Below are 11,905 nucleotides of genomic sequence, written 5' to 3'. Positions count from 1 at the left end.
CAAATCAGCACCCTCTCTTTTGAGTAGGGTGTTTTTTTGTGCGTTCTCATAGCTCATTAAATACTTCAACGCGTCACGACTTGTCATTCTTCTGCGCAGAATAGTCTGGTCGTGCAGCGCATTCGCTTTATGCGAATTGCTTGGAGTGGAGCAGCCCGGTAGCTCGTCAGGCTCATAACCTGAAGGTCGTAGGTTCAAATCCTACTCCCGCAACCAAAAAGCTTCCGTAAAACGGAAGCGTTACATACCACAAATTATACACTGTGCCCGTAGCGGCAGGCGATTTTTACAAATGTAAAAACGCCGAGAGCAATGTATCTTTGCAAAGCAACAGACGTTCTTCAAAACGCGAAAACGATACGTGCGTAAAAATCTCCCCACATAAAAAGCTTCCGTAAAACGGAAGCGTTACATACCGCAAATCATACACTGTGCCCGTAGCGGCAGGCGCTTTTTACAAACGTAAAAACGCCGAGAGCAATGTATCTTTGCAAAGCAACAGACGTTCTTCGCAAAGCGAAAACGTTACGTGCGTAAAAGTTCAGGCCTCGCAAAAAGCAGGGCCTTTTTTGTGCGTGTGTATATCTTGATGTAAATGCTGAGCGTTATATGTGTATGGATAATGATACACAGTATGTTCTGATAATTCATTTGTCGTTGCCATAAGAATTTCCTTCCTCTATTTTTGTCCTATGGCGTTTTAGAGGAGAGGCCCCATTCAAAATCTGGAAGAGTTTATGCCAAACGTGGCTTTGAAATATCTATCTCAGGGTAAAAAGGCGGCTATGGCTACCGTTGTTTCCACCTGGGGCTCTGCGCCGCGGGGCATTGGTTCCCAATTAGCTATTTCTGAAGATGGAGATTTTGAAGGTTCTGTCTCGGGCGGATGTGTTGAAGGCGCGGTTATTGTCGAAGCATTGGACGCTATGACTGACGGTCAATGCAAATTGCTCGAGTATGGTGTAGCTGATGAAGACGCCTTTGCTGTTGGTCTTGCCTGTGGTGGCGATATTAAAATTCTGGTTGAACCCGTAGATATCGGTCAAGGATTAACTTCTTCTGACCTTAAGCAAATTGTATCTTCATTTGGCGAGCGTCAAACCATAGGATATTCCGTAGATCTTGCAGGTTTTTCACGCAGTGATTTAGTTAGCACTTATGTCCGGACTGGGATTAAAGATAATACGTTTACACTTACCTATAGTCCAAGCCCTCGCATGGTAATTATTGGTGCAGTTCATATTACCAAAACTTTGTCATCGATTGCTAAAATGGCGGGATATGATGTCTATATCGTAGATCCGCGAGAAAGCTTTGCTTCAGCGGAAAGGTTTCCAGATGATACTTTTTTGGAAGGGTGGTCTGATGAAGCGCTCAAAGATTTAGGTATAGATGCAAATACCGCGATAGTAACGCTTTCGCATGACCCGAAGATCGATACGCCAGCTTTGGAAATTGCTCTTAAATCAGATGCATTTTATATCGGTTCTCTTGGTTCTAAAAAGACCCATGGGAAACGGGTTGCGCAACTGGAGGGGCTTGGATTTTCAAGTGAAGAGATTGGTCGCATTCACTCGCCTATAGGTTTGAATATTGGATCTAAAACACCACCCGAAATCGCGATTTCTATTATGGCTGAGATCACGCAAGTATTGCAAAAAAGCAGAGTGCGAGACCATTCATGAAATTCGGAGAATACCCGATCGAGGAAGCAATCGGGCATATATTAGCACATTCTATCAAAATTGATGATCTACGTTTAGGCAAAGGTACGACCATCTCCGGTGAACATGTCGTCGCGTTGTCCGAAAAAGGTCAGCAAAAACTTACTATAGCGATAATTGAAGATAATGACCTATTTGAAGACGAAGCAGCCCAACGCATAGGATCTGAATTTAATATTCCCCATGTGAAAGTAACTGCACCTGTTGCCGGACGCGTTAATTTGATCGCTGAAACTGATGGCATTTTTAACGTAGATCAAAATGACATTTCAGCTTTTAATAATATTGATGAGACTATCACGATAGCAACGCTAGCACCTTTTTGCCGTGTTCAAAAAGGTATGTTATTGGCGACCATAAAGATCATTCCATATGGTGTTGCTCAAAGTAATTTGACGGCGGTATTAAACTGCATTTCTGACAATACAATTGAAATTTCAGAATTTAAACCGACGCAATGTGATGTCATATTAACGAAAACACCTGGTTTTAAACCGAGCCTTTTACAGAAAGGTGAGACCGTATTAATCGAGCGCTTGCGCCCTTTAAATATGAATGTGCAATCGGTTCAGATCGTTTCGCATGATGTGGAGGGTGTTGTGAATGCAATGGCGAAATGTAACACAGATAAGATCTTTATCTTAGGCGCATCAGCAACATCGGATCGTAAAGACGTCATCCCTTCCGCAATTGTGCAATCAGGAGGTGATATCATTCGTTTTGGTATGCCAGTTGATCCGGGGAATTTGTTGCTGCTTGCACAAAAAGGTGCCCAAAAGATTGTAGGAATGCCGGGATGTGTGCGTTCACCTGCCTTAAATGGAGCTGACTGGGTGCTTGAACGGTTGGCGGCTGATCTGGACATCACATCCAATGATATTGCTAAAATGGGTGTTGGTGGATTGCTAAAAGAGATCTCTCAGAGGCCCTTGCCAAGAGCAACGCCTAAAACGCGTTCGCAAGGTGTTGCAGCGATTGTTCTTGCAGCTGGTGCATCCTTGCGTATGGGCAATGACGATAAATTATTTAGACTAATCAATGGGCAAACGCTTTTGCGACGTTCCGTAACTCAAGTTACAAAAGCTGATGTGAATTCATGTTTAGTTGTGGTGCGCAAAATAACGCAAGCACATCATGATGCGCTTGAAGGGCTTGACGTTCAATTGATAGAAGCGCCAGAGGCATCCCTTGGAATGTCGGCTTCCATGCGTGCAGGTGTCTTGGCCGCGGGTCCAAATGTTCGCGGATTTCTAATTTGTTTGGCAGATATGCCAGATATAACGCATGCGCATATTAATAAAATACTAGATGCGCATGCCCCTGACCAAGATCGCTTTATTATTCGTCCTAAAACATCGTCAGGTAAATTTGGCCATCCTGTTTTGTTTGATGGAAAGTTCTATGAGGACATGACCTCTATCGAGGGGGACACAGGTGCAAAAACCGTGGTTCAAGGTGCTGCTGACCAGGTTTATGATGTTGAAATGGATGAAGCTATTACGATAGATCTGGATACACCGCGTGCGTGGGAGGATTGGCTTTCGCGCAATCCTGATGCACTGTCGTGATTCACAAAATACTATTTTCACTCCTGCGCATCTGAACGCCCATAATTTTTAGGCTACCGTCAGATTGCTTCATCAATACATAAATTGACTGCCATGTGTTGCCCTTTTGATCGGTCAGAATTAACTCCTGCATGACCTGATTTCCTTGGATCGAGTTGCGTCCAAAGTCGTAGGTAGATGATCTATAGATCGGGCCGTATCCTTGTTCGACCATATTCATGAAACGCTCTGGCGTTTGAAAGCGTTGTTTGATGGTTGGTGCTGCATGAGAAAACGCGCGGTCGCCATCGCCCGCAATAAATGCGGACAGCTGATCAGATATAACAGATTGCGCCTGCAGTGCTTGGTTATCAGAGGTGCCTTGTGCATTTGCCGGGAAAATCAATGTTGCAAAACTCATGAAAAACACAGTGATCATTGTCGTAAATATCGTTCTCATAACCGTCTCCAATTTTCAAATCCTACAGTTTTTTACGTCATATGTGTAATTTTGGATTTGTTCGGCAACTCATATACCTTTGATCGCAGTATCATTGCATTGTTAGTTGTTGCACTTTATGCAACAGTTTAACGAGAATTCGAATTTGGTTGAGGCGTTATGGCAGGACAGATTGAGCGCATTCGCGTTTTTGCAAAAGTTGCAGAATTAAAGAGTTTTGCGGAAGCCGCTCGACAATTAGGGACCACGCGCTCAATTGCAACGCGTTATGTGGGGGAATTGGAAGCAAGTCTGGGCGTCCAACTGCTTGTGCGAACCACACGTAAGGTTTCGCTTACGATTGCAGGGCAAATCTATCTCGAACGTACGCAACACTTGCTGGATGAATTATCGCGAGCGGATGAACTTGTCAGGCAGCAAAGTGCTACATTGCAAGGTAAGTTGCGCGTTAGTGCGCCATTTTCGCTTGGGCGCAAATTGTTACCGGAAGCATTGGGCCCACTTTTAGGCACATATCCAGACCTGGCGATTGATATTGAACTTTCAGATGAGTTTATCGATATTGTTGCAGGCGGGTTTGATATGTCCTTACGCATTTCAGGGCCGCCTTCTGATGTTTCAACGATTTGGCGCAAAATTGCGATAGTGCCGCGGGTGATTGTTGCAAGTCCTGACTATTTAAAGCGCAGCGGAATACCACAGCATCCATCTGAACTTACCGAACATATGCAATTGGGATATTCTCATTTTGCGTCGGGACAAACATTTACCGTCACATCCAATAAAGATGGGTCTGTTGAGCATATCCCGCTTGTCCATCGTTTTATGTGCAACAGTGGCGAATTAAACGCAGAATTGGCTGTGCGCGGCCATGGGGTGTTTTCAGTACCAAAATTTATGATCACCGAGCATTTGCAACAGGGCAGATTGATTGAAATTTTAACCGATTGGTCGCCGCCGGAGATTTGGCTGACGGCATATTACCCACCCTATGAGCAAATACCTGCAAAAGTAGAAGCCTTTACAAGTTTCATCGAAGACCTGATAAAAGCCAATCCTGAATGGCTTAGCTAAAGCTATGATTCATCACGATTTATGGCAGTAATGTGTCAATGAGGGCCTGCTGAGTAACAAAAAAGATACCATATCGACTGAAATTCGATTTAATTCGAATTTTAGTTTTTTTCTCTCTTGCCATTTTACCATAACTGTCCCATGTGTTGTAGTGTAAGGCAAAAATTTACGGTTTCCTGACACTCGATATGCAGATGAACGGATTTTAGTAGACCCACGCTGCACCAAACCGTCACAATAAAGTGGGCGGACACACTACAGGAGATCGACGGATGGCAACTGGCACCGTTAAATGGTTTAACTCAACTAAAGGCTTCGGCTTTATTCAACCTGATGCAGGCGGTTCTGATGTGTTTGTACACATTTCAGCTGTTGAGCGCGCAGGTCTTTCAGGTCTTGATGAGAACCAAAAAGTTTCATACGAACTTGAAACTGGTCGTAACGGCAAAGAAGCTGCTTCAGATTTGAAAGCTCTTTAATCGTTTCGCTGCAAATGCAGTCAAAATAAAAAGCGGCGTGAATTTTCTCACGCCGCTTTTTTTATGTGCTTTTTAATTAGACGCTCATACAAACGTATTTAAGCTCCAAGAAGTCATCGATACCATATTTAGAACCTTCACGGCCAAGGCCTGATTGTTTCACGCCACCAAATGGACCTTCTGCTGAAGAGATAATTCCGGTATTGACGCCCACAATTCCGTATTCCAATTCCTCAGTTACTTTCCAAACTCGGCTGAGGTCATTTGAATAGAAGTAGCATGCAAGGCCAAATTCAGTGTCGTTCGCGCGTGCGATCACTTCATCGTCTGTTTCGAACTTAAACAGCGGTGCGAGCGGGCCGAAGGTTTCTTCGCGTGTGACTTTCATATCGTTCGTCACACCGGTTAAAACTGTTGGTTCGAAGAATAGATCACCTGCGTCGCTGCGCTTACCACCTGAGATAACTTTTGCACCTTTGCGTGTTGCATCTCCCAAATGGTCTTCGACCTTGGCCAAACCATTTGCATTGATGAGCGGTCCAATTTTTGTTGTTTCATCCGCACCATTTCCGATTGAAAGGCCTGCCATTGCAGCGGCTAGCTTTTTTGCAAACTCGTCATAGACTTCAGACTGAACATAAATTCGGTTTGCGCAGACACACGTTTGACCGGCATTGCGGAATTTTGAAATCATGCAGCCTTCAATGGCTTTGTCGATATCAGCGTCATTAAAGACGATAAAGGGTGCATTGCCGCCAAGTTCAAGTGATAGTTTTTTAATGTCGCCTGCACATTGCTGCATGAGGATTGAACCAACTCGGGTGGATCCGGTGAAAGTCAATTTGCGCACTTTGGTATTTTCGCACAATTCTTTACCCATCTCTGCAGCATCAGAACCGGTGACAATATTTAATACGCCTTTTGGAATGCCGGCGCGTTCGCCCAGCACAGCCATAACGGTTGCTGACAATGGTGTAAGTTCTGCAGGACGGCCAACAAATGTACAGCCAGATGCAAGGGCAGGGGCAACTTTTCGTGCGATCATCGCATTTGGAAAGTTCCAAGGAGTGATGGAACCAACAACACCAATTGGCTGTTTAAGCACTAGGATGCGTTTGTCGCGTTGATGACCTGGGATGATATCACCATCAATTCTGCGGCATTCTTCAGCAAACCAGCGAATAAAGCTTGCACCATAACCAATTTCGCCGCGCGCTTCGGTAATTGGCTTACCCATTTCCGCAGTCAGAATTTGCGCAAGATCTTCCTGATTTTCTAATATCAAGTCATGCCACTTTAAAAGTATATCGGCACGTTCCTTGGCTGTTAGCGCTGCCCAGTCTTTTTGAACAGCATATGCAGCGTCGATCGCACGTTTCACGCCGTCACGACCAAAATCTGCAACACTTGCGACTGTTTCTCCCGTGGCAGGATTAACAACGTCATAGGTTTTATCTGCCTCTGCCCATTCTCCATTAATATAACTGCGTGTTTCCAGCAGCGTTGGATCATTTAATTTCAGCATTATATATTCCTACCAAATTCCGTTTATTAAAAATAGTTCGATATATCGAACTTAGTTCTTGATTTTGATTGCTAGTTCATTTATAGAACGTCGTCAAGGGACAGATTTGACTGCAAACAAGGGAGGAACGTCAAGTGTCGGATCAAGATAATCAGATAAAACTTGTACCTGCTCTCGCACGCGGGGCGCATATCTTAGATATAATTGCGCGCCATCCTTCCGGGATGATGGCAAAAGAAATTGCAGACGAGTTAAATTTAGCAAAAAGCACGGTACATGGTCTTTGTGGCACATTGGTTTCTTTAAACCTATTGGTTCGCCGGGCTGATCAATCTTATCAAATGGGGCCACATGTTATGCGCTGGGCAAATGCTTTCACAGCGCGCAGTGATGTGGCCAACGAATTTGCATCTATCTGGGATGATGGCACGGATCTACCGGGCGCTACAATTACGCTCTCAGTTTTAGAAAACACAGACATTACATATTTAGCCGCTCGAAATTCTGACGCCACAGAAGGCCGTTTTGAGTTCCGCGCCGGTATGAGACTTCCAGCGAGCATCACTGCAGCGGGTAAAGCTATGTTGAGCCACATGAACGAGTTTGATGTGCGCCAACTTTTCACTGCTGTGGCGGATGACAATAAAATCGACGCGTTGATCCAAACTCTAAGTGAGGAGAAAGCGCGTGGATATTCATTTGATAATGAAGATGTGAGTGAAGGGCTGGTTTGCTATGGCGCCCCGGTTCTTGATTCAAAGAACAAGCCTATCGCCGGAATTGCGGTGAGCTTGCTCAAAGAAGATGCCACCCCTGAAAAGGGTAAGCAAATCGTCGATAACTTAACCGATATTGCCGTCAAGTTATCAATGCGAATGGGTGCAGACGTATAATAGAAGAAAAACGAGCGCACCCTAACTTTTAAAACGTCGAACGTAATTTTAACATCGGTGAGAGGATTACCAGTTATGAAAATGACAACAGAAGAAGCGTTTGTAAAAACGCTACAGATGCACGGTATTGAACATGCATTTGGTATTATCGGATCTGCTATGATGGCGATTTCTGATATTTTCCCAGCAGCTGGCATTAAGTTTTGGGATTGTGCCCACGAAACATCAGGCGGCATGATCGCTGACGGCTTCACACGTGCTTCAGGCAAAATGTCTATGATGATTGCGCAAAACGGCCCAGGCATCACAAACTTTGTAACACCTGTGAAAACAGCTTACTGGAACCACACACCACTATTGTTGGTCACACCACAAGCCGCAAACAAAACAATCGGTCAAGGCGGTTTCCAAGAAATCGAACAAATGAAATTGTTTGAAGACATGGTTTGCTACCAGGAAGAAGTTCGCGACCCTTCACGTGTTGCGGAAGTTCTTAACCGAGTGATTGAAAAAGCATGGCGTGGTTCTGCTCCTGCACAGATCAACGTTCCTCGCGATATGTGGACACAAGTGATTGACATCGAACTACCACAAATCGTTCGTCTTGAGCGTCCTCGTGGTGGTGCAGATGCAATTGCAGAAGCTGCAGACTTGCTTTCAAAAGCTGAATATCCAGTGATCCTCAATGGTGCTGGCGTTATTCTTGCTGGTGCGATCCCTGCATCTGCTGCATTGGCTGAAAAGCTATCAGCACCTGTATGCTGTGGTTACCAGCACAATGATGCGTTCCCAGGTTCACACCCAATGCATGTTGGTCCTTTGGGCTATAATGGTTCAAAAGCTGCGATGGAAATGATTGCAAAAGCTGATGTTGTTTTGGCTTTGGGTACACGTTTGAACCCGTTCTCAACTCTGCCTGGTTACGGCATTGATTACTGGCCAAAAGACGCGAAGATCATTCAGGTTGATATGAACTCAGATCGTATTGGTTTGACCAAGAAAGTATCTGTTGCGATCCAAGGTGATGCGAAACTTGTTGCTGAGCAAATCCTTGAAGGTCTAACAGATGATGCTGGTGATAAAGGTCGCGCAGATCGTGAAGCTTTGATCCACAAAACAAAATCTGCATGGGCTCAAGAGCTAACATCTCTTGATCACGAAGATGATGATCCAGGTACAAACTGGAACGAGCGTGCACGCGATCGTGAGCCTGAGCGTATGTCTCCTCGTATGGCATGGCGCGCAATTCAATCTGCACTTCCAAAAGATGCAATCATTTCATCTGACATTGGTAACAACTGTGCGATTGGTAATGCTTACCCATCATTTGATGAGCCTCGCAAATATCTTGCTCCTGGCCTGTTTGGTCCTTGTGGTTACGGTCTTCCAGCAATTGTTGGTGCTAAAATCGCATGTCCTGAAACACCAGTTGTTGGTTTTGCAGGTGACGGCGCATTTGGTATCTCAATGAACGAAATGACAGCGATTGGTCGTAACGACTGGCCTCCGATCACAATGATCATCTTCCGTAACTACCAGTGGGGTGCTGAGAAGCGTAACACCACATTGTGGTTCGAAGATAACTTCGTGGGCACAGAGCTTAACCTTGGTGTTGAATATGCTAAAGTTGCTGAAGGTTGTGGCCTTAAAGGTGTTCAGGTTCGTTCTATGGATCAATTGACTGAAGCATTGAACAATGCTGTTGAGGGGCAGATGAAACGCAACGAGACAACATTTATCGAAGTTGTGTTGAACCAAGAACTTGGTGAACCATTCCGTCGTGATGCTATGAAAAAACCAGTTGTTGTTGCTGGCATCAATAAAGAAGACATGCGTCCACAGATCGTATCATGATCAATCCGTTAGATTTAATCTACGAAAAAGCAAAGGCCAACACATATCGCATTGTGTTGGCTGAGGGTGAAGACCCGCGCATTTTGGAAGGCGCAGCTCGTGCGAACGAGCTGGGCCTTGCCAAGCCTATTTTGATTGGTGATCAAGATACGATTTCATCGATGGCAAAAGACAAAAATCTTTCGATTGATGGCATCGATATCATTGATCTTAAAACAAGTGATCGTGTTTCTGATTACGCCGATCATTATATTAACTATTATAAAAATCACAAAAAGCCTCGGGTTTACTCAAAAGACGCCGCAGTTGAAGCGATGATGGATCCGCTGAATTTTGCGGCGATGATGGTTCGTTTGGGCGATGCAGATGGTTCAGTTGCCGGCGCTGTTGCAACCACTGCAGATACTGTTCGTGCTGCATTTAGACTTATCGGTAAAGCAAAAGGCGCAAAGCTTATTTCCAGTTTCTTCTTAATGGTAATGGACCAAGAACATCATCCGCGACAAGAAACAGTTGTTTTTGCCGATTGTGCGATTACCATTGATCCGTCGGAAGATGATCTTGCTGATATTGCTATTGCTTCATCGAAATCTTTAGCGCGATTTACCAATGAGGAGCCGCGTGTTGCAATGTTGAGCTTTTCATCACTTGGCAGTGCATCGCATCCTAATGTGACAAAGGTTGAAAATGCTACGCGCATTGTTCGTGATCAAAACCCTGAGCTGATTGTTGAGGGCGAAGTGCAGTTTGATGCCGCATTTGTGCCGTCTGTCGGAAAGTCCAAAATTCCAGGCTCTGCCATTAAAGGTGATGCAAACGTATTTGTATTCCCTGATTTAGAAGCGGGTAACATTGGCTATAAAATCGCACAGCGTATCGGTGGGGCAAAAGCCATAGGCCCAATTTTGCAAGGGTTGGCTAAACCTGCAAATGATTTATCGCGTGGGTGTAGTGCACAAGATGTTTGCGATTGCATTGCGATTACCGCACTGCAAGCTCACGGCAATAATTAGACAATTCAAACCCGCTTTTTGCGGGTTTTTGCTCTTCTAACTTTGAGATAAAACCTTAGCCAGCTTCGTTATAAAGCGACCAAGCATTGCGTTCTAGGTCAGTATCACCGCTTCTGCGCTCTTCAAAAAGCGTGACTTGGTTACCCTTTTTCTTTTTGGATAAATCAAGTGCAGCTTCTGTTTTAGCTAAGATATCACCAGTGCCTGAAGCCGTGTTTGAACCACACACGCCGCCGGAAATAGTAACATTTCCAATCGGTTTGCCATTTGTTGCGTTCATAAGCGGTGTTTTTGCGATTGTGTGTCTAAATTTGTTGACGATGCTTTCAACGGATTTCTCTGAAATGCTATCGAAAATGAAGGCAAATTGCGTGTCAGATGCGCGCGCTAAATAGTCTTTCGCAGAGCAAGATTCTTTTATTATATTGCCAACATGGACTACAAATTTATCTGCAATCAATGGCCCAAGGTTGTCTTTTATATGTGTAAACGCATCAATCTCGATCATCACCATTGTACAAGCTTTTGGCTGTTCATTGGCGTAAATAGTCAGCATCTCTTTATTAAATGCGCGGCGGTTTGGTAGACCTGTTAGTGGATCTGTAAATTTCTGCTGCTTGTAGGTATTAAGTTCTGATGCAACTTCATCAAGTCGCTGAACCTGCGCACTAACTGCTTCCTTGATCTTTCGACCTTCTTCCATCTTCTGCGCAGTTGCTGCCGAAATATTAGAGATCGTACTTTTTAGTTTTTCAGGTGAAACATTCTCAGGATTAGCTAATGTTTTTGTTTGTTGCTGGAGAACCTTATCAAACTTTTCAAGTGATGAACTTTCAGATTTAACCAGGTCCATAAACTTGTGAAGTTCATCGCCCACGGTGTCGATGGATTCCGAGGCAACATCATCTTCCACGTGATGAGGAATGTGCTTTCGAATTAAAACGTCAAGATCTTGCTGACGGATATTGCGATCAAGCTTGCTGAACTCTGTCCGAAGCTCTTCGTTCTGGCCGCCTACGACTGCAAATAGTAGCTCAAAATTTGCAGGTGTGCATTCAATCTTCATGCGTTGCATAAAGGCAGCAACCTTGGCCATAGCGTTTGAAGCTTGGTTTGTTCTTGGAGTTTGCGGTCGACCGGCTGATTTTGATGTCATTAGTAGAAAGTTCTGTTCATTTACGGGCAGAAATCTGCACTTTTAATTGGCTAGCCTCATTTTAAGCAAAAAACTATTAATAAAAGCTATTTTTCTGATGCCAGAATCTACTATCTGTTTATGGCTAAAACGTTCGTTCTAGCCATAAAAATTTATTTAAATTACGCGTTTTGGTCGTCA

10 protein-coding genes and 1 tRNA gene are annotated in these 11,905 nt (G+C 44.4%); 8 read left to right on the top strand and 3 right to left on the bottom strand.

The genetic code is table 11. From position 1 onward, the window contains the following. Positions 1–137: 137 nt before the first annotated feature. From ACZ1GZ_RS18585 to ACZ1GZ_RS18575, 3 genes are all read left to right on the top strand, one after another. Positions 138–216: transfer RNA gene (locus tag ACZ1GZ_RS18585), tRNA-Met, on the top strand. 521 nt (positions 217–737) lie between these two features. Continuing rightward, positions 738–1,685: an XdhC family protein gene (locus ACZ1GZ_RS18580; RefSeq protein ID WP_472666386.1), complete on the top strand. Its 948-nt coding sequence runs from the start codon at positions 738–740 to the stop codon at positions 1,683–1,685. Further along, positions 1,682–3,292: an NTP transferase domain-containing protein gene (locus ACZ1GZ_RS18575; protein WP_472666385.1), complete on the top strand. Its 1,611-nt coding sequence runs from the start codon at positions 1,682–1,684 to the stop codon at positions 3,290–3,292. Before ACZ1GZ_RS18580 ends, ACZ1GZ_RS18575 begins: the two co-directional genes overlap by 4 nt. A 1-nt stretch (position 3,293) precedes the next feature. Here the strand turns inward: ACZ1GZ_RS18575 and ACZ1GZ_RS18570 are convergent, their stop codons facing one another. Further along, a complete protein-coding gene (locus ACZ1GZ_RS18570; RefSeq protein ID WP_472666384.1) occupies positions 3,294–3,731 on the bottom strand; it encodes a DUF4864 domain-containing protein in 438 nt (145 codons plus the stop codon). Between the two features lie 159 nt (positions 3,732–3,890). Here ACZ1GZ_RS18570 and ACZ1GZ_RS18565 point away from each other — a divergent pair, with 159 nt between their 5' ends. Further along, the gene (locus ACZ1GZ_RS18565) at positions 3,891–4,805 is read left to right on the top strand and encodes a LysR family transcriptional regulator (protein ID WP_472666383.1); all 915 of its coding nucleotides are present in this window, start codon (positions 3,891–3,893) and stop codon (positions 4,803–4,805) included. A gap of 272 nt (positions 4,806–5,077) precedes the next feature. Then, positions 5,078–5,284, top strand: coding sequence for a cold-shock protein (locus ACZ1GZ_RS18560; RefSeq protein ID WP_472666382.1), 207 nt, complete (start codon positions 5,078–5,080; stop codon positions 5,282–5,284). A 76-nt stretch (positions 5,285–5,360) separates the two neighbouring features. Here ACZ1GZ_RS18560 and ACZ1GZ_RS18555 read toward each other — a convergent pair whose 3' ends face one another. Next, a complete protein-coding gene (locus ACZ1GZ_RS18555) occupies positions 5,361–6,809 on the bottom strand; it encodes an NAD-dependent succinate-semialdehyde dehydrogenase (protein WP_472666381.1) in 1,449 nt (482 codons plus the stop codon). Positions 6,810–6,943: 134 nt separating this feature from the next. Between ACZ1GZ_RS18555 and ACZ1GZ_RS18550 the strand changes: the two genes are divergently transcribed. The 3 genes from ACZ1GZ_RS18550 to pta all read left to right on the top strand — a co-directional run bounded on the left by ACZ1GZ_RS18550 (position 6,944) and on the right by pta (position 10,569). Further along, entirely contained in the window at positions 6,944–7,702 is a 759-nt protein-coding gene (locus tag ACZ1GZ_RS18550) for an IclR family transcriptional regulator (RefSeq protein ID WP_472666380.1), read from the top strand. Between the two features lie 75 nt (positions 7,703–7,777). Then, positions 7,778–9,556: a sulfoacetaldehyde acetyltransferase gene (gene xsc / locus ACZ1GZ_RS18545; RefSeq protein ID WP_472666379.1), complete on the top strand. Its 1,779-nt coding sequence runs from the start codon at positions 7,778–7,780 to the stop codon at positions 9,554–9,556. Then, complete coding sequence (gene pta / locus ACZ1GZ_RS18540; RefSeq protein WP_472668362.1) at positions 9,556–10,569, top strand: phosphate acetyltransferase; 1,014 nt, start codon at positions 9,556–9,558, stop codon at positions 10,567–10,569. Before xsc ends, pta begins: the two co-directional genes overlap by 1 nt. A gap of 55 nt (positions 10,570–10,624) precedes the next feature. Here the strand turns inward: pta and ACZ1GZ_RS18535 are convergent, their stop codons facing one another. After that, positions 10,625–11,725 (bottom strand): GGDEF domain-containing protein, encoded by a 1,101-nt coding sequence (locus tag ACZ1GZ_RS18535; protein WP_472666378.1) that lies wholly within the window; start codon positions 11,723–11,725, stop codon positions 10,625–10,627. Positions 11,726–11,905 lie beyond the last annotated feature (180 nt).

It is taken from the genome of Lentilitoribacter sp. JB5-8 (assembly GCF_055693385.1).
Note: the sequence above shows the minus strand (reverse complement) of the source record. Positions and strands in the feature narration are given on the sequence as shown.